Genomic DNA, 21843 nt, shown 5'->3' on the forward strand with positions numbered 1-21843 from the left:
CGTTCATCGTCCACGACGCGGCGAGCGTTGCAGTTCGCCTCACCTTATCGGGCGGCGGTTCCTATCGACCCGGGCAGACGATGCACCGGAATGTCGACACCGCTCATCTCGGCACCGTCACCGTCGACCGACACGATCGCAACGAGGTCCTCGATGTCCTCGGGTTGCAGTCGATCGACCGCGGCGATGTCTGCTGAGGCAAGGAACGCATGGGTGACCCATTCTGCGGACACGATATCGGCGGCGTCCTCGGCGGACTCCGCCCGATCGGTCACCAGGGCTGCACCTGCCGTCACGGCGACCACACCGGCCAGAACTGCTGCACCGGAATCGAACCGGGTGGGGACGGCCAGCCGCGAATCGAAGGCCACGGCCCACTCCGCCACTGCGCTCGTCGCCAGTGCTGCGAGTGTTCCGTGGTCGATCGCAGTGCCGTTTTCGACCACGACCAACGCTGGGCTGTCGGGTCCCAGAACCGCCGTTCTGTCCGAATACGTCACCGGCCGCCCAGAACTCGCGGCAATGGCGTCGACGACGTCCGGATGCCCGAGGTGGATGGTCGTGACGGACCCGGCCCAGCTCGGCGCGTCGTCACCGTCCAGGACGAGGACGGACGCGCCTGCCCGCTCCAGAGCGTCCGAAGAGTTCGACGGGGCGATCGGAGCCACAGCTCCGCCTGCCTTGGCCACCGCCCACTGCGTCACGGCTGCCGCAACAGCGTCGGTGACGAAGACGGCGACGACGACTCCGGTTCGGACGCCACGTTCGATCAGTACCCGAGCCATCCGTGAGGACTGTTCGTCGAGCTGACGGTAGGTGGTCTCGACACCGTCCGACGACAACGCGGGCGCGTCGGGATCTGCGTCCACCGTCGAGGTGAGTACCTGCGGCAGGGTCAGGTCCGACCGAACCGGTGCCGCGGTGGAGTCAGCGGTCTGCGGGGTCTCGGTCAGTGCCGCCCGCTCGGCGGCGTCGAGCACGTCGATGTCGCCGACGACGACCGCTGGTGTTGCCGCCACAGCACCGGCGATGCGTGCGAATCGCTCCGCCAGCGACGCGACCGTGGACTCGTCGAACAGATCGGCGGCATACACCCATTCGACGTTCAGGGTTCCGGTGCCGCTGTTCCCGTCGGCGTGCTGGGTCTCCACCGTGACCTGCAGGTCGAATTTCGCCGTCGGCTCGAAGCCGCTGACGGGTTCGACCACCAGGTTCGGCAGCTCGAAGCGCGCCTCGCCGTGGGGCTCCACCGACAGGACCGTCTGGAACAGCGGGGTGTACCCGGCGTTCCGGTCCGGTGCGATGGTGTCGACGACCCGCTCGAACGGGACGTCCGAATTCGCGAAGGCCCGCAGGTCGGTCTCGCGTAGAGCGGTCAGCAGCTCTGCGAACGTCGCATCCGGGTCCACGTCCGTGCGCAGCGCCAACGTGTTGACGAACATGCCCACCAGTCCGTCGAGCGCCTCGTGCCCGCGCCCGGCGATGGGCGTGCCGACGGCGAAGCTGCGGGAGCCGCTCATCCGCGACAACAGCACCCCGAGGACCGCGTGCAACACCATGAACAGAGTCGCGTTGTTCTCGCGCGCGATCGCGGCGAGCCCGGTGTGTACCGACTCGTCCAGCTCGACACTCACACTGGCTCCACGCAGGTTCGCGGTAGCCGCTCGCGGCCGATCCCACGGCAACGACACGACCGGGGTGATCCCGCTGAGCTCGTCCGCCCAGAAGGCCAACTGCTGCGACAGAATCGACGTGGGGTCGCTGTCCGAGCCCAACACCTGCCGCTGCCATACCGCAAAGTCCGCGTACTGCACCGTCAGCGGCTCGGGCGTGTAGTCGGTCCCCGACGCGGCAGCGAGGTACGCAGTCATGACGTCACGGGCCAGTGGTGCCATCGATGCGCCGTCTCCGCTGATGTGGTGCATCACGATGACGAAGACGTACTCGTCCGGGCCGAAGCGGAACAGTGCTCCCCGGACCGGGGGTGCGACGGTGACGTCGAAGCCCTCGTAGACGAGTGCGCGAATCCGTTCGGCGGTGTCGGAGTCGTCGGTCGCGTCGATGGGAGTCAGATCGGGTACGACCGATCCGGCGTCGACGAACTCCTGGTACGGCGAACCGTTCGCATCTTCCGGGTAGCGCGTGCGCAGCGCCTCGTGGCGTTCCACGGTGCTGGACACGGCGCTCTGCAGTGCCGCGACATCCAGCTCGCCGCGCAGACGGAGCGCCAGCGGCATGTTGTATGCCCCGGACTCGGGGTCGAGTCGGTTCAGTACCCACATGCGCTGTTGCGCGAGCGACAACGGAACGGTCTGTCCGGCCGGTCGGCGACGCAGCGGCATATCGTTCGCGTCGTCGATGCGTGATTCGGCGCGCGCTGCGAGTGCCGAGACCGTCGAGGCCTCGAACAGGTCTCGGACACCGACCTTCTTCCCGAGCGCAGCCGACACCCGTGCCGCCACTCTTGTGGCGATCAGCGAGTTACCACCGAGATCGAAGAAGTCGTCGTCCGATCCGACCCGCTGCACGCCGAGCAGCTCCGCGTAGATCTCCGCCACGATCTCCTCGACCGGCGTTGCGGGAGCGCGGAACTCGCGAACCTCGAACACCGGCTCCGGCAGTGCTTTTCGATCCAGCTTGCCGCTGGTGTTCAGCGGGAATTCCGCGAGCACCATCACCGTTGCCGGCACCATGTACTTCGGCAGAGCGCCGCCGACGAAGGTGCGTACCTCGGCCGGGTCCAGCGTTCTACCCGGCGCAGGCACCACGTATCCGACGAGCTGGTCGCCGGCACCGGTGGTCGCCACCACGGCCGTGGCCTGGTTGACGTCGGGATGGGCCAACAGTGCGGTCTCGATCTCACCGAGCTCGATCCGCTGGCCACGGAACTTGACCTGGAAATCGGTGCGGCCGATGTACTCCAGGACGCCTGCAGCGCCCGGCCCCGATCGCCATCGGACGAGGTCTCCGGTGCGATACATGCGCTCGCCGGCAGCCGAGAACGGGTTCGCGACGAAGCGGTCCATCGTCAGGTCGACGCGCCCGAGGTATCCGTCGGCGAGCTGCGTTCCGGCCAGATACAGCTCACCCGCGGTCCCTGCGGCAACCGGATGCAGCCTGCTGTCCAGAACGTAGGCCTGGGTGTTCCATTCCGGCGCTCCGATGGGGACGGTCGCGCCCTCCTCGGTGGACGTCTCCCAATAGGTCACCGTCACTGCGGCTTCGGTGGGGCCGTACAGGTTGTGGATCCCGGCAGAGGTGATCGCACGGAAATCCGTCACCGTCTCCGGGGGCAGTGCCTCACCCACCACATAGACGTGTCGCAGGGACCGGCACTGCTCCTCGGTGGCGTACGCGGCGAACACCGTGAGCATCGACGGCACGAAGTCCGTGACGGTGACGCCGTGCCGGGCGATGCGCTCCGCGACGTACGCCGGGTCGCGGTGGCCGTCGGGGGTGGCGAGGACGACGCTCGCACCGACCTGCAGTGGGAGGAAGAAGCCCCACAGCGACACGTCGAACGTCGTCGCCGTCTTCTGCAGGTAGACGTCGTTCTCGTCGAGCGAGTACTGGTCGATCATCCACGCCATCTCGTTGACGATCGCGCGGTGCGGCACCGCGACGCCCTTGGGCCGCCCGGTCGAGCCGGACGTGAAGATGACGTAGGCGGTGTTCTCCGGGCGTACCGGTGCCAGTCGGTCGGCGTCTGCCACGGCGACTGCCGGGTAGTACGAGAGATCGAGGGTGTCCAGTTCGAGAATCGGGAACCGTTCCGGCAGTCCCGTCCGATCGTGGCTGGTCGAGAGAACGGCGACGGGCACCGCGGTGTCGAGGATGTACTCGATGCGCTCGGTCGGGTGGTCCGGATCGATGGGTACGTATGCGCCGCCGGCTTCCAGGACGGCGTACATGCCGACCATCAGATCGATGCCTCGCCTCATGCCGAGAGCGACGAGCGACTGCGGGCCGACGCCGAGCGAAATCAGGTGTCGGGCAAGACGGTTGACCCGCTCCGAGAACTCGGCGTAGGTCACTGCGGTGCCCTCGTAGAGCACGGCCGTGGCGTCCGGGTTCTCCGCAACCCGAGCCCGGAACGGCGCGGTCAACATGATGCCTGCGTCGACCTCGTGCGCGGTGTCGTTCCAGGTCTCGATCACGCGGGTTCGTTCTGCCGAGCCGAGCAGATCGATATCGCCGACCGCCGCAGTGGTGTCGGAGACGAAGGTCTCGAGAACACCGACCAGCCGGGACAGGATGGAGTCGACGTACGCAGCGTCGAACAGATCGCTGATGTACTTGAGCGTGAACGAGATTCGATCCTCGGCCACGACCAACAACGTCAGTGGGTAGTGGGTGTTGTCGTTCGAGCTCACCGACTCGACGGTCATACCGTCGATCGCTGCCGCCTGCTGCGTCAGCTCGGCTTCGTCCACCGGGTAGGACTCGAAGATGGTGAGGGTGTCGAACAGATTTCCCATGCCGATCGCCCGTTGGATGTCGACGAGTCCCATGTGATGGTGGTCGAGCAGGTCTGCTTGTTCACCCTGAATCCGGACCAGGTAGTTCTCCACCGTGTCGGCGGGATCGAATCGCACCCGCACCGGGATGGTGTTGATGAACAGCCCGATCATGGACTCGACGCCCGCGAGAGCAGCGGGACGACCGGAGACCGTGGCCCCGAACACGACATCGGTACGGCCGGTGATGTGTGCGATCAGCAGGCCGTACGCCGCTTGCACCAGCGTGTTGACGGTGACGCCCAGTCTGCCACCGAGCGCGACGAGCGACGCGGTGGTCTCGGGATCGACGAAGTGCTCCGCCTCGGCCGAGCGTGCGGAGATCTCTCGTCCGACACTCGGCGGTGCGACGAACGTCGGCTCCTCGACTCCGGCAAGCGCGGTGGTCCACGCACCGAGAGATGCGGCCGGGTCCTGTTGGTTCAGCCAGGCCAAGTACGAGCGGTACGAGCGAACCCTCGGCATCGACGCGGTGGAACCCCGAGCGGCGTACAGGTACAACAGTTCCTTCATCACCAGCGGCAGAGACCAGCCGTCGAGCAACACGTGATGATTGGTCATCGCGAGCTTGTAGGTGGTCGGGGTGATCCGCACCAGGACGAAACGCAGCAGCGGTGCGGTGGAGACGTCGAAGTGTCGTCGTTGCTCGGCCGCCAGAGCGTCGGCGACGGCAGTGCCGCGTTCCGGCTCGTCGAGGTGCGAGAGGTCCATCGTCGACCAGGGCAACACGACGTCCTGATGGACGATCTGCACCGTCTCGCCGTCCGCGGTCGCGGTGAACGAGGTACGCAGATTGTCGTACCGGTCCAGCAACGTCTGGGCAGCGTGATGCAACCGTTCGGCGTCCACCTCGCCGGCCAGGTCGAGTACGACCTGCATGGTGTAGACGTCGATCGACGCATCGGCGAACAACGCGTGGAACAGCAGTCCTTGCTGCAACGGTGACAGCGACCAGATGTCGGTCAGCTGTGGGTAACGCGCCTCGAACGACGCGATGTCGGCCTGCGACAGCGCCACCAGAGGCACGTCCGACGGGGTCAGGCCACCCGAGCCGGGTACCTCGGCGTACGAGGCCAGCGCCGACAACGCCTCGGACCACAGCCCGGCGAGACGCTCGACCGTGTCCGCGGACACGGCTCCGGTCGGGAACGCGAAACTGGCGCTCAGGACCCCGCCCTCGTCGGTGTCGAGCACGATGGCGTTGATGTCGACGGTCTTGTTCGCGGCCATGTCGGCGTCACCGGGCGCGGAGAGCTCACCGTCGGCGGCCGGCAACCAGCCGAGCGACTTCATCTCGTCCGGGACCTCGCCGGCGTCGACCCGGCCCAGGTAGTTGAAGCTGATCTGTCCGGTGCCGAGTTCGGCCAGTTCCGCAGCGGTCTCCGAGTTCAGGTAGCGGAGCAGTCCCCAGCCCATGCCTCGATCGGGCAGCGCCAGCATCTGCTCCTTGACTGCCTTCACTGCATCGCCGAGCTGCGACCCTCCCGCGAACGCAGCATCGACGTCGATCCCGGTCAGGTCGAGGCGAGCGGGGAACAGGCTGGTCAGCCAGCCGACGGTCCGTCCCAGATCAGCTCCGGGAACCACCGCTTCCTCGCGGCCGTGGCCTTCGAGCTGCACGAGTGTTGCCGGTGCAGTGATGCCGCGCTCGGACCGCAGTCTCGTGACGGCCAAGGCGAGCCCGGCCAGCAACCCGTCGCCCACTCCGCCGCGGAAGATCTCCGGAACGGTGGTCAGCAACGTGCGCGTGACGTCGGGTGTCAGTTCGATGTTCACCCGTTCGAGCGTCGCCACGACATCGACCGCGGGATCGAAGGGGCGGTTGCCCAGCACGGGGTCCTCGGTGTCGGCGATCGAACGCCACAGCGGCAATTCGGCCAGCCGCGCCTCGCTCGCTGCCGCGTCGACCAGTGCATGGGTCCAACGCCGCATCGAGGTCCCGACCTCGGGGAGGCTCGGGGTCACTCCCCCGGACACCTGAGCCCAGGCGGAGACGAAGTCGGGGACCAGGATTCGCCACGACACTCCGTCGATCACGAGGTGGTGCGCCGCGACGGTCAGCGTGCCCGGCACCTCGGGTCCTCGGTCGACCCAGACGAGGGCGAGCATGCGACCGGCCGTGGGGTCGAGCGTTCCCACCGCATCGTCGAATACTGTTGCAGCCGAATCGGTATTGGCCCGGGTGAGCAGTGCATCCACATCGACGGCTCCGGTGCCCACAACCTCGAGGCCCCAGCCGCGGTCGTCGTGCACCAGGGTGGACCGCAGCACGTCGTGTCGGTCGACCACTGCAGTCACCGTGGCGAGAATCCCGGCTCGGTCGATACCGATCGGCAGCTCCAGTGTGACGGCCTGATGGAAGCGTGACCACCCGCCGCCGCGCTCGATCATCGCTACACCGAACGGGGGCAGCGGCATCCAACCGACACCGCCGCCGTCGAGTTCCTCGAGCACGACCGCGTCGCTGCCCTCACCGACGATCACGGCGACCTCGGCGAGACCGGCAACGGTCTTGCGCTCGAACACATCTCGCGGCCCGAACTGAATTCCCCTGGCCTTGGCGCGAGAGACGAGCTGAATCGAGACGATGCTGTCGCCGCCGAGCGCGAAGAACGAATCGTCGACCCCGACGGCGTCGAGGCCGAGGACGTCTGCGAAGACCTCGGCAATGATGCGTTCGGTGTCGGTTGTCGCGGTGCGGAATTCGGCATCGCTGCCGAATTCCGGTTCGGGTAGTGCTCTGCGGTCCAGCTTGCCGTTCGGCCCGAGTGGCAGGGCATCGAGCACGATGAGCCCGGCCGGAACCATGTATTCCGGAACCAGGGTCGCAACCGAGGCGGTGACCGCTGTGGTGTCGATCGTCTCCCCGGCGACAGGAACGACGTAGCCGACCAGTAGTTCACCTGCCGACGGCGTCCGGCGCACGAGAACGACGGCTTGGTCGACCGACGGATCTGCAGTCAGCGCAGCTTCGATCTCGCCGAGCTCGATCCGCAGGCCTCGGAGTTTGACCTGGAAGTCGGTGCGGCCGAGGTACTCGAGTTCACCGTCGCGCCTCCACCGCACCAGGTCTCCGGTGCGGTACATCCGCGAGCCGGCACTGCCGTGCGGGTCGGCGACGAACCGGTCGGCGGTCAGGTCCGGGCGGCCGAGGTATCCGCGGGCCAGTTGACGCCCCGCAAGATACAGCTCCCCGGGCACCCCGACGGGCACGGGGTGCAGTCGCGCATCGAGCACGGTCACCCTCGTGTTCCACACCGGTGCACCGATGGGAACCGACACGGTGTCCGACGGCAGGACATGGTGATACGTGACGTCGACAGCGGCCTCGGTCGGCCCGTAGAGGTTGTGCAGCTCGGTGGCGGGCAGTGCAGTGCGCAGGGCCGAGGCAACCGATGCAGGCAGTGCCTCACCGGAGGCGAACACCGCACGCAGGCCGGTGCAGTTCGACACACCGTCCGCAGCGGCGAACACGGCCAGCAACGACGGCACGAAGTGCGCGACCGTGACGCCGCGTTCGGCGACGGTGCTCACCAGATATGCCGGATCTCGGTGGCCGTCGGGCACCGCGATGACTAGTTCGGCACCGATCTGCAACGGCCAGAACAGCTCCCACACCGACACGTCGAACGTGACCGGCGTCTTCTGCAACACCTTGTCCTGCTCGGCGAGACGGTATTCGGCCTGCATCCACAGCAGACGGTTGACGATGGCCTCGTGGCTGACCGCAACGCCTTTGGGGCGACCGGTGGAGCCGGAGGTGAAGATGACGTACGCGGTGTCCGCCGGTCGCAGCGGTGCGGTTCGCTCGGCATCGGTCACCGGTGCCGTGGACAGACCTGTCGTGTCGACGGTGTCGACCAGGATTCTGGCGGCGTCGGTCACGAGATCTGTACCGTCGCGCTCGGTCGTGAGCAGCACCACGGGTGCCGCCGTGTCCAGGATGTAGCCGATTCGTTCGGCCGGTAGATCCGGGTCGACCGGAACGTAGGCACCACCGGCGGCGAGCACGGCGTAGATACCCGCCAGCATGTCGATGGAGCGGCGCATGGCCGTCGCCACCACGGTTTCCGGGCCGACTCCCTCGGCGATGAGCAGACGCGCGAGCGCGTTGACCCGCTCGGAGAATTCGCGGTACGTCACCCGATCGTCGAGGAAGCTCGTGGCGGTGTTGTCCGGGGACTCGGCAACTCGGGACTCGAACAGCGACACCAGAGTTGCACCGGGAGCCACCTCGTGCGCGGTGGCGTTCCAGTCCTCGAGGACGCGGGTACGTTCGCCTTCCTCGAGGATGTCGATGTCGCCGACGACTCCGTCCGGTGCGTCGGTCAGCGCGTGCAGTACCCGGACGAGCCGTCGCCCGAGGGAGGCCATGCTGGATTCTTCGAATAGATCTGTGGCGTAGTCGAACTGCACGTCGATTCCGGCGGGAGCACCGCGGTCGTCCGTGTTCTCCCAGAGCGTCACCTGCAGGTCGAATTTCGCGAACGCGCTACCCAGATCGATGCCCTCGACACTCAACCCCGGCAGGGCCAACGTCTGGCGGTTCAGGTTCTGGAACGTCAGCATGACCTGGAAGATCGGGTGGCGAGCCTGTGATCGGTCCGGGGCCAGCTCGTCGACGAGCCGCTCGAACGGCACGTCGGCGTGCCCGAAGGCTCCCAGGTCGGCCTCGCGAACTGCGGCGAGTTGCTCGCGCAACGTTGCCGCGGGGTGCACCGCGGTACGCAGGGCGAGCGTGTTGACGAACATGCCGACGAGCTCGTCCAGATCGGCGTCACCGCGGCCGGCGACCGGGGTTCCGATCGTCACGTCGTCGGTACCCGCCATCGCGCCGAGGAGCACCGCGAGCGCGGTGTGGACCACCATGAAGTTCGTGGCGTTGTTGGCGCGGGCAGCGCGAGCGATGTTCGACTGCAGAGCCTCGTCGATCGAGAAGTTGTATGCCGCACCGCGATACGACGCCACCGCCGGACGCGGCCGGTCGGTCGCGAGGTCGAGCTGTGCCGGGGCACCGGCCAGAGCCGTCGTCCAGTAGGCGAGCTGCTTCGCCAACGGCGAATCCGGGTCGTCCTCGGAACCGAGTACCTCGCGTTGCCACAACGCGTAGTCCGCGTACTGCACCGGGAGTGGTGCCCACTGCGGGTTCTCCCCCGCGGCACGGGCGGTGTAGGCCACCATGACGTCGCGCGTCAGGGGTCCCATCGAGAACCCGTCCGCGGCGATGTGGTGGGCGACGAAGGCCAGTACGTGCTCGGTCTCGCTGACCCGCAGGATCCGGATTCGGACCGGAACAGCTCGGGTCACGTCGAATCCCGCGGACACGAAGTCGCGCAGGGCCTGCTCGATCGAACTCTCGTCGACGTCGTCGACGACAACCGTCACGCCGGCCTCCGCGGTACCGAGTACCACCTGATGGCCTCGTCCGTCGACCTCCGGGTACACGGTGCGCAGAATTTCGTGCCGTGCCAGCACGTCGTGCACGGCGTTGGTGAGTGCATCGACATCGATGCTGCCGGACAACCGAATTGCGACCGGGATGTTGTTCACGGCGGAGGTCGGATCGAATTGGCTCAGGAACCACATGCGCTGCTGGGCCATCGACAGCGGCACCGAGTCCGGTCGTGTTCGAGCCGTCAGTGCCCGGCGCGCACCGGTACCCACCTCGGACTCGATCGCACGTGCGAGCGACTGCACCGTCGGAGACTCGAAGATCGAGCGGACAGGTACCTGAGTATCGAGCGCCGCCCCCAGCCGGGAGACCACCTGAGTGGCGATGAGCGAGTTACCGCCGAGCGCAAAGAAGTCGTCGTCCAGACCCACGCGCTCCACAGCGAGTACCTCGGCGAAGACCGCCGCGACGGCCCCTTCCACCGGATTGGTCGGCGCGCGGAATTCGGCTGTCTCGAACTGCGGTTCGGGGAGCGCCTGTCGATCCAGCTTTCCGTTGACGCCTCGAGGAAGAGCCTCGAGCACGACGAAGGCCGCCGGGATCATGTACGACGGCAGACGTTCGGCGAGTGCACGACGGATGCCGTCCTGATCCAGCGTCACCCCATCGGCGGGCACGAGGTAGGCCACGAGCCGCGCGCCTGATCCCGTGTCCGCGAGAGCGATCACGGCGACGTCGCGAATCTCGTCGAGCGATCCGAGAGCGGCATCGATGTCGCCGAGCTCGATACGGAAACCGCGAATCTTCACCTGGAAGTCGGTGCGCCCGACGTACTCCAATTCGCCGTCGGCGCGCCAGGATACGAGGTCACCGGTGCGGTACAGGCGGCCGCCGGGGGTGAACGGGTCCGCGACGAATCGCTCGGCGCTCAGATCCGGCCGCGCGAAGTACCCGTCGGCCAGCTGCGCCCCCGCGAGGTAGAGCTCACCTGCGACGCCGACCGGAACGGGAGCCAGACGCGAATCCAGCACGTAGACACGGGTGTTCCACTCCGGGCCACCGATCGGAACCGTGGTGCCGTCGACGGTCGTCACCCGATGCGAAGTCACCGAGACCGCGGCCTCGGTCGGTCCGTACAGGTTGTCCAGTCGCGCAGCCGAACTGCGCAGCGCGCGCTCGGCCGTGGCGACCGGCAGTGCTTCGCCGATCGCCAGGATCCGCGTCAGGGGTTCGGGCAGGGTGCCCGCCGACGCCGTGACCAGCGCGTCGAGCACGGACGGCACGGTGTGCAGTGTCGTCACCGATTCCCGGTTCATCAGATCGACGAGGTAGGCGGGATCGCGGTGGCCCTCGGCGTCGGCCACGACGATCGCACCACCGGAGACGGTGGCGACCCAGAACTCCCACACGGACAGGTCGAAGGTGGCCGCGGTCTTGAGCAGTACTCGGTCGGTGCTGCCCAGTCCGTAATGGGCGCTCTGCCACAGCAATTGGTTGACGATGGCGGCATGACTCACCGCGACACCCTTGGGGCGGCCGGTGGATCCGGACGTGAAGATGACGTACGCGGTGTTCGCAGGCCGCAGCGGCGAGGTGCGCTCACTGTCGGTGACGGGCGCGTCCGAGACCTCTGCGTCGAGCACTCGCGGATCGGTGTCGACCAACAGCACCGGAACCGAGTCGACATCGACACCGTCCCGCGCAGTACTCAGGACCAGAGCGGGAGCAGCTACCTCCAGGATGTAGGCGTTGCGGTCCGCCGGCTGATCCGGATCGACGGGCACGTACGCCCCACCCGCCTTGGCGACGGCATACATCGCGACGAGCAGATCCACCGAGCGCCTGATAGCCAGAGCAACCGTCACCTGCGGGCCGACACCGGCACCGATCAGGACGCGGGCCAACCGGTTGATTCGACGATCGAACTCGCCGTACGACAGTGACTGACCGGCATGGACCACCGCGACCGCGTCGGGCTGCGCCTGCACCTGTCGATCGAACAGCGATACCAGCGACTGCGACGCATCGACATCGTGATCGGTGTCGTTCCACGTGCGGACGATCCGGGTGCGTTCCTCGGGCGAGAGCAGCTCGAGATCGCCGACGACGGACGACGGGTCCTCGGCCACGGCGGCGAGGAGGCGAACGAACCGGTCGGCAAAACCTTCGATCGTGGCGCGATCGAAAAGATCGGTGGCATAACTGAATTCGGCCGACAGTTCCGCAGGCGAGCCGTCCGGGGCGTAGCGGTCCGAGATCGACAGTTGCAGATCGGTTTTCGCAGTCACCGCATCCGCCTCGACGGCACTCACCGTCAGACCCGGCAGCTCGAACGTCGACTCGGCAAGGTTCTGGAAGGACAGGCCTACCTGGAACAACGGGTTGCGTGCCGTCGACCGCACCGGGTTCAGCACCTCCACGAGACGCTCGAACGGAACGTCGGAGTGCGCGAACGCGGCCAGGTCCCGCTCTCGGGCCTGAGCGAGCAACTGGCGGAAGTTCATCGACGATTCGACCGACGACCGGAAGACCAGGGTGTTGACGAACATACCGATCATCGAGTCCAGAGCCCGCTCACCGCGGCCGGCGATGGGCGTTCCGACCGCGATGTCCTCGGAACCGGACAGGCGTGCGAGCAACACCGCGAATGCCGAGTGCACCACCATGAACAACGTTGCCTGCTCGGTACGTCCGAGTTCGGCGAGAGCAGCGTGCGTGCCGGCGTCGACGGTGAACCGCACGGCATCGCCACGGAAACTCTGCGCAGGCGGGCGCGGGCGATCGGTGGGCAGCACCAGCTGATCCGGCAGCTCGGCGAGCGTATCCTTCCAGAACGACACCTGCTGCGCTGCAACCGAATCGGGATCCGATTCGGTGCCGAGTACGGTTCGCTGCCACAGCGCGAAGTCGACGTACTGCACCTCGAGTGGCTCCCAGTCCGGAGCCGTCCCTGCAGATCTCGCGGTGTATGCGGTCATGACGTCGACGGCCAGCGGGCCCATCGACGCGCCGTCGGCCGACACGTGGTGGACGACGAAGGCCAGGACGTGCTCGTTCTCGTCGACGCGGAACACGCGCGCGTCGACCGGCACCTCGACGGTGACGTCGAAGCCCCGCGCAAAGAATTCGGTCACGGCGGCAACGACGTTTACACCGGCCACGTCTCGGACGGCGAGGTCCATCGGTACCTCGGACGCCGGCAACACCTGCTGGAACGGGCCCTGTGCCGAGTCCGGGTACCGGGTACGAAGAGACTCGTGTCGCTCGACGACATCACGCACCGCCGACTGCAGCGCAGCGACGTCGAGCTCACCCGACAACCGCACGGCGAACGGAATGTTGTCCACCGACGACGTCGTGTCGAACTGGTTGAGGAACCAGTACCGCTGCTGCGCAGGCGAGAGCGGCGGGTGCTCGGGACGCGGACCCGCCACGAGTGCAGCGCGCCCGCCCGAACCGACAGCACTCTCCACGTGCGCCACCAGTGCGGCCACGGTCGAGCTCTCGAACAGCGCCCGCACCGGGACCACCGTGTCCAGGGCCGCGCCGAGCCGCGAGACCACCTGGGTGGCGATCAACGAGTTACCGCCCAGGGCGAAGAAGTCGTCGTCCAGTCCCACTCGCTCGAGGTGCAGGACGTCGGCGAACACTCCGGCGACGATCTCTTCGACCGCGGTGGTGGGTGCGCGGAATTCCCGGGCCTCGAACACGGGTGCGGGAAGCGCGGCGCGATCCAACTTGCCCACCGAGGTCAGTGGAACGGTGTCGAGAACGATGATCGACGACGGGATCATGTAGGCGGGCAATGATTTTCCGACGAAGGCGGTCAGCTCCTCGACGTCGACGACGGAACCACGCGTCGGCAGCACGTAGGACACGAGGGTGGTGACACCCGAGGGCAGTTCGTGTCCGAGTGTGACGGCGAAGTCGACCTCGGGAACAGCGGTGAGCGCGGAGTCGATCTCGCCGAGCTCGATACGGAACCCGCGCACCTTGACCTGGAAGTCGGTGCGGCCGACGAACTGCAGCTGCAGGTCGTCCGTCCATCGCACGACGTCGCCGGTGCGGTACATCCGTGCGCCGTCGATGCCGTACGGGTTGGCCACGAAGCGCTCGGAGGACAGACTCGGCCTACCGAGATAGCCGCGAGCGAGCGCACCGCCCGACAGATACAGGTCACCCGCGACACCGGTCGGAACCGGTTCGAGCCTGGAATCGAGGATGAGCACGGACATGCCGTGAATCGGTCGACCGATGGTGATCGGCTCGCCGGGCGTCAACTCGGCGAAGCTGGAGATGATCGTGGTCTCGGTCGGTCCGTACCCGTTGAAGTACTTCCGGTCCCCTGCCCAGCGGGCGAGCAGTTCGGGAGTGGTCACGTCGCCGCCCACCGAGAGCACCTCGAGCGAATCGATCCCGTGGGGATCCATCGTGCCGAGCACCGCGGGCGTGATGATCGTGTGAGTGACCCTCTCCGCCTTCAACAATTCGGCCAGTTCGGTGCCGCCGAGAATCGATGCGGGTACCACTACCAACGTCGCGCCGACGGAGAACGCCGCCATCCACTCCAGAACCGACGGATCGAAGTTCGGCGAGCAGACGTGGAGGAACCGCGAGGCCGGTTTCAGGTGATAGAGATCGGTTGCTGCGTCGAGGACGCCGCCGAGTCCGGCGTGCGTGACGACAACGCCCTTCGGCTTGCCCGTCGAGCCCGAGGTGTAGATGACGTAGGCGGGGTTCTGGAACGTGACGGGTCGCAGGCGGTCGGCGTCGGTGACCGGGTCGGCAGAGCGGGTGCGGACCTCGGCCACGAACTCGTCGTCGTCGACGCTCAGCCAGGTCAGGTCCTGCTGTCCGCCGGCGAGCCGATCCGAGTGTGCCCGGGTGGTCAGGCCCAGTAGGGCCTCGGAGTCCGAGACCATGTGGGCGACGCGATCCTGCGGATACGTTGGGTCGACGGGTAGGTGCGCGGCCCCCGATTTCGCCACTGCCCAGACCGCGAGCACCATGAAGTAGGAGCGTTGGAACCCCAGAGCCACAACGGATTCGGGGCCGGCCCCGCGCTCGATGAGCACCCGGGCGAGCTGCGAGGACGTCGCATCGAGTTCGGCGTACGAGATCGAGCGGCCCTCGTAGCGAATCGCGGTCGCCGACGGGTCGAGTGCGGCTCCGGCAGCGAAGATCTCGGCCAGAGTGCCGCCGGCCAACACGTCGTCACCGTGGACGTGGGTGAGCCGGTCGTATTCGTCGTCGTAGAGGATGGACAGATCGCCCACCGGGGTGTTCGGTGTCGCCACGATCGCTTCGAGCAGCCAGCGGAAACGTCGCGAGAACACCTCGATCGTGTTCTCGTCGAACAGGTCTCGCGCGTAGAGGAAACCGGCGGACAGACCGGTGCCGTCGGCCTTCTCGTGCAGCGTCAGCGACAGGTCGAACTTGGCGGTGTCGACCTCGACGTCGACCGCCGAGACCGTCAGATCGGGAAGGTGGAATTCGCTCGGCGGCAGGTTCTCGAACGCGATCGCCACCTGGAACAGCGGGTGCCTGGCCGTCGTTCGCTCGGGTTCGAGCAGATCGACGAGCCGCTCGAAGGGGATGTCCGCGTGTGCGAATGCATCGAGGTCGACGTCCCGGACGTGGCCGAGGAGGTCGGTGAATCCCTTGCTTCGATCGACCGAGGTGCGGAGCACCAGGGTGTTGACGAACATGCCGATCACGTCGTCCAGGACGGCCTCGCCGCGGCCTGCGACGGCGGTACCCACCGCAACGTCGTCCGAGGTGGACATGCGAGCCAGGAACAGCGCGAGAGCACCGTGGAGCACCATGAACAGGGTGGTTCCGGTCGACCGGGCCAGATCGTCGAGCGAGGCACGCAGATCCGCATCGATGTCGAACTGGAACCGCCCGCCCGAGTACGACTGCACCGCAGGACGCGGCCGGTCGTACGGCAGGGTCAGCTCACTGGGCAGGTCCGCCAGGGCCGAACGCCAGTAGTCCGCCTGTGCTGCCATCAGGCTGCTCGGATCCGCGTCGTCGCCGAGCACGGCGCGCTGCCACAGCGCGAAGTCGGCGTACTGCACCGCCAGCGGCGTCCACTGCGGAGCGTCGCCGGCCACACGAGCGAGGTAAGCCGTCATCACGTCGCGGGTCAGCGGTCCCATGGACCACCCGTCTGCGCTGATGTGATGAACCACGACGACCAGCACGTACTCGTCGTCGGTGACCTGGAACAGTTTCGCGCGCAGGGGAATCGACCGGGTGACGTCGAATCCTTCGGAGGCGAACGCGATCAGGTCGGGCACCGCACCGTCGGCGGACGGTGTGGTGGGTGTCAGGTCCGGTGCCACCGATTCGGCAGGCAGGATCACCTGATGCCCCGCTCCGTCCACACTCGGGTAGACGGTGCGGAGTGCTTCGTGCCGGTCGAGAACGTCGACGACCGCTGCGTTCAGGGCCGCAGTGTCGAGTGCTCCGGTGAGCCGGATCGCCACGGGGATGTTGTTGACCGCCGATTCGGGCTCGAATCGGTTGAGGAACCACATCCGCTGCTGGGCGAGAGAGAGAGGAATTCGTTCGGGGCGTTCCTGCGGCACCAGAGGCGCGGAGACTCCGTGGCCGACGTGGCTTTCCAACGCAGCAGCCAAGGCTGCCACCGTGCCTGCCTCGAACATCGTTCGGACGGGCACCGTCGTGCCCAGCTCGGCACCGAGCCGTGCGGCGACCTGAGTGGCGACGAGCGAATTGCCGCCGAGCGCGAAGAAGTCGTCGTCCACACCGACTCGGTCGAGTCCGAGGACCGCGCCGAACACGTTCGCGACGATCTCTTCGACCGGATCGGACGGTGCTCGGTAGGGCGTTGCCTCGAATTCCGGATCGGGCAGCGCTTTTCGATCGAGCTTGCCACTTCCGCCGAGAGGGAACTCGGCCAATTCCACGACGGTGGTCGGCACCATGTACTCGGCCAGACGTCCACGTAGCGCGGTGCGTACCCGGTCCACATCGACCGGGCCTTCGGTGGGGACGACGTAGGCAACCAGTTGTTCTCGTCGCACGAGCACCACGGCTTGAGCGATCTCGGGAAGATCCAACAGAGCCGATTCGATTTCGCCGAGTTCGATACGGAGACCACGCAACTTCACCTGGAAGTCGGACCGCCCCACGTACTCCAACTCACCGGCGGGCAGCCACCGCACCACGTCGCCGGTTCGGTACATCCGCGCTCCGTCGACCGCGAACGGATCGGCAACGAAGCGATCCGCGGTCAGATCGGGTCGGCTCACGTATCCCCTGGCGAGCTGGACACCCGAGAGATAGAGCTCTCCCGACACCCCGACCGGAACCGGCCGCAACGACGAATCCAGAACGCGCACATCGGTGTTCCACACCGGTGAACCGATCGGCACCACGGCTGTGTCCGCGTCGGAGACCGCGTGATAGGTCACGTCGACAGCAGCTTCGGTCGGGCCGTACAGGTTGTGCACCGACACCTGTGGGAGTGCGCGGAGCAGCGACTGTGCAGTAGCAGGCGCAAGCGCCTCCCCCGAGGCGAACACCGTACGCAGCGACGCTCCCGCGTCGGGCCTACGCAGCGCCTCCGGTGTGAACACCGACATCATCGACGGCACGAAGTGCACTACCGAGACATGTTCGCGTGCAATGACATCGAGCAGGTACGACGGATCCCGATGACCCTCGGGAACCGCGACGACCACCGATGCGCCGACCTGGAAGGCCCAGAAGAACTCCCACACCGACACGTCGAACGTAGCCGGTGTCTTCTGCAACACCACGTCCTGCGGACCGAGGGGGTACTCGTGCTGCATCCACGACAACCGGTTGACGATCGCCGCGTGCGATACGCCGACGCCCTTCGGCCGACCCGTCGAACCCGAGGTGAAGATGACGTATGCGAGGTTCTCTGCCCGCAGCGGTGCCGTCCGCTCCGCATCGGTCACCGGCGCCGACGAGAATTCCGACACGTCCACGGCGTCGATGTCCACCGTCTCCACGCCGGGGAACTCGACGTGATCTCGGGTGCTCGAGAGCACCCGTACCGGCGAGGCCGTGCTCACGATGTACTCGTTGCGCTCCGACGGCTGACCCGGGTCGATGGGTACGTACGCAGCACCGGCCTTGACGATCGCGTACATACCGACGAACAACTCGATACTGCGGCCGACTGCGAGGCCGACCGTCGAATCGGTCCCGACGCCCACCGACACCAGGTACCGCGCCAGGCGGTTCGCGCGCGAATCGAGCTCGGCGTACGTCAGCCGAACGTCCTCGAACACCAGGGCCTGCGCGTCGGGGGTCTGCTCGACGCGACCGTCGAACTGCCCCACCAACGTTGTTCCGCTGGTGATCTCGTGCGCAGGTCCCGAACCGAACGTCAGCACCGACTCCCGCTCGACCGAGTCGAGCAGGTCGATCTCTCCGACGGCTGCAGCGGGCGCTGCGGTGATCGCACGAAGAACCCGAACGAACCGCTCTCCGAATCGAGCCATCGTCGGTTTGTCGAAGAGGTCCGCAGCATAGGTCAGAGCGACGGTCAGGCCCGCGGGCTCGGAGCCGGCCGGTGCCGAATCCCACAGCGTCACTTGCAGATCGAACTTTGCCAGGTCTGCCTCGTAGTCGACCGCTGCGATGGTCAGGCCGGGGAGCTCGACCGAGGTTCGATCGAGGTTCTGGAACGTCAACATCACCTGGAACAGCGGGTGGCGTGCCTGCGAGCGCGCCGGGGCCAACACGTCCACCAGACGCTCGAAGGGCACGTCGGCGTGCGAGAACGCAGCGAGGTCCACCTCCCGGATCTCGCGCAGCAGATCGTCGAACGACGTCCGTGAATCGACTTCGGTGCGCAGCACCAGTGTGTTGACGAACATGCCGACGACGTCGTCGAGGGCCGCGTCTCCACGGCCGGCGACCGGCGTACCGATACTGATGTCGTCGGCGGCCGCGAGCTTGGCCAACAGCACGGCCAGCGCGGCGTGCACGACCATGAATGTCGTTGCGTTGTGATCTCTTCCGAGCTTCTCCAGCGCGCGGACCAGTTCGGCGTCGATCTCGAACGTGTGCGTGCCGCCGTTGGTCGTGGCGACCGCCGGGCGGGGACGGTCGGTGGGTAGCTCCAACTGGTCGGGTGCGCCGCCGAGTCGGTGCCGCCAGTAGTTCTCCTGCGCCGAGATCAGAGATTCCGGATCGTCCTCACTGCCGAGGACGGCCCTCTGCCACAGCGTGAAGTCGGCGTACTGCACCTCGAGCGGAGTCCACTGTGGTTGCTGCCCGTTGGTGCGCGCCACGTATGCGGCAACCACGTCTCGGGTCAGCGGGCCCATCGAGAATCCGTCGGCCGCGATGTGGTGCACCACGAACGCGAGCACGTGCTCGGTCTCGGCCGTCTCGAGAAGCACCGCCCGGAAGGGCAGCTGTACCGCCAGATCGAAGGGCCTGAGCGCGAACTCGAGCAGCACGGCGGGAACGTCGACATCGGTTGCCGTCGCGCGCTCCAATTCCACTGCCACCGAATCGGATTCGAGTACTTGTTGGAAGCCGATGCCGTCGTGATCGGGGTAGACCGTCCGCAGCGACTCGTGCCGGTCCAACACGTCGATCAAGGCCGCCTGCAGGGCGGTGAAATCGAGTTCGCCGCTCAACGCGATTGCGACCGGGATGTTGTTGACAGCCGAGTCCGGCTCGAATCGGTTGAGGAACCACATCCGTTGCTGGGCCAGCGACAGCGGCACACGTTCGGGCCGCTGCTGCGCCACCAACGGAGGTCGCGCGTGCGTCGAGCCTGCGGCATCGACGGCCGCGGCGAGTTCGGCGACGGTCGGTGCGTCGAAGAACGACCGCACATCCACTGCTGTGCCCAGTTCAGCGTTGACTCGCGCGATCACGCGAGTGGCGTTGAGCGAGTTTCCGCCGAGGACGAAGAAGTCGTCGTCCACGCCGATACGGTCCATCCCGAGGACCGTCTCGAAAATTGCCACCAGGGCCGTTTCGGTGTCGGTGCCCGGGGCACGGTATTCGCGTACGAGCGAGGCGAAATCGGGCGCAGGCAAGGCCTTTCGGTCCAGCTTGCCGCTGGCGTTCAGCGGAAATTCGTCCAGCACGACGAACACCGACGGCACCATGTACTCGGGCATGCGCCGACGCACCGCATCCGCCAGGCCGTCGTGATCGATATCGGGCTCGGTGCTCACGACATAGCCGACGAGCTGCTCGCCCAACTGCGCCTGCGAGTGGTCGGCGTGAACGAGTACTGCAGCCTGGGTCACCTGCGGCTCGGCGAGCAGCGCCTGCTCGATCTCGCCGAGTTCGATACGGAGGCCACGCAGTTTGACCTGGAAGTCGGTGCGGCCGATGTACTCGATCTGGCCGTCGGCGCGCCGGCGCACCAGGTCGCCGGTGCGGTACATCCGGTCCCCCGGCTCACCGAACGGGTCGGCGACGAATCGATCGGACGTCAGGTCCGTGCGTCCGAGGTATCCGCGAGCGAGCTGCACGCCGGCGAGATAGAGCTCTCCCTCGACTCCCCGGGGTGAGCGCCGCAGACCCTCGTCGAGCACGTAGAGGTCGGTGTCGTCGACGGCAGCACCGATCGGTACCGAGCCGTCCTCCACCTGCTGGGTTCGGTAGTACGTGACGTCGACGGCTGCTTCGGTGGGACCGTACAGGTTGTGCAACTCGGCACCGGAGATCGCGTGGAACGCGTTGACGGTTCGCGCCGGCAGCGCCTCACCGGAGGCGAACACCATGCGAAGCGAATCGGCCTGTGCTGCGGTGGGTTCGGCAACGTAGACCGACAGCATCGACGGTACGAAGTGGGTCACCGTCACGCCGTGTTCAGCGATGACGCGGGCGAGATAGGCGGGGTCGCGGTGCCCGTCGGGCTCGGCGATCACCAGTGTCGCGCCGATCTGCAACGGCCAGAAGAACTCCCAGACCGACACGTCGAACGTGAACGGCGTCTTCTGCAAGACGACGTCGGCCGGGGTCATCGTGTATTCCCGCTGCCGCCAGGAAATATTGGCGACGATCGCGCGGTGGCCCACCGCCACGCCCTTCGGCCGCCCGGTCGAACCGGACGTGAAGATGACGTACGCGAGGTCGTCTTCGCCGAGGGTGCCGAGCCGGTCCGCATCGGTGATGCGCCCTGCAGTCACGCCGGAGACGTCGACGGCATCGACGAGCAGAGTCTGCGTGCCGTCCGGCAACTGCGGCAGGTCCTCCGATGTCGTGAGCACCAGAACCGGTCGCGCGGTATCGAGGACGTAGGCGAGTCGATCCACCGGGTGCTCGGGGTCCAACGGAACGTAGGCACCACCGGCTGCCGAGATGGCGTACATACCCACCAGCAGATCGAACGAGCGGCGGATCGACAGCCCCACCGTCGAATCCGGGCCGACCCCCCGCTCGATCAGAACCCGGGCGAGGCGTTCGACCGACTCTGCGAACTCGGAATAGGACCGACTCTCGCCGCCGAACACGAGCGCGGGCGCGTCCGGTGTCCGCTCGGCCTGATCGGCGAACAGGGTGTAGAGGGTGGTTGCCTCGGGTTCGGCCGGGCTCGACGCCGAGTCGTCGTCACCGAGAACCGTCGCGGCATCGGAGACCACCGACGAGACCACGGCGTCGAGACCACCGTCGGTGGCCTCGATGAGGCCGGGAACGGTGTTGGACAGCACGACCGGGACTAGCGCGTCCGGGCCGAGAACCCCACCCATGGCCGTGTCGAGGGTGGTGATCTCCTCGTCCAACCGGGCGTAGGTCAACTCCGTGCCGAGGTGCGCGAGCGCCACGCGGTCCGGTTCGACCGCAGCGACGCTCCGAACCAAGCGCGGAAGGTCCTCGACCGTCAATGCTGCCTCGCGTCGACGTCCAACCGCCATCTAACTTTTCCTCCTGATCGATCCACGTGCACAACCGGCGAGC

The 21843-nt window shown here is 66.9% G+C and carries 1 protein-coding gene; it reads right to left on the minus strand.

The window, feature by feature from the left end; genetic code table 11:
* Positions 1-44: 44 nt before the first annotated feature.
* Entirely contained in the window at positions 45-21800 is a 21756-nt protein-coding gene (locus J2X62_RS00735; protein WP_310176267.1) for a non-ribosomal peptide synthase/polyketide synthase, read from the minus strand.
* Positions 21801-21843 lie beyond the last annotated feature (43 nt).

Origin of the sequence: Rhodococcus sp. 3258, from assembly GCF_031456475.1 — a bacterium.
GTDB lineage: Bacteria > Actinomycetota > Actinomycetes > Mycobacteriales > Mycobacteriaceae > Rhodococcoides > Rhodococcoides fascians.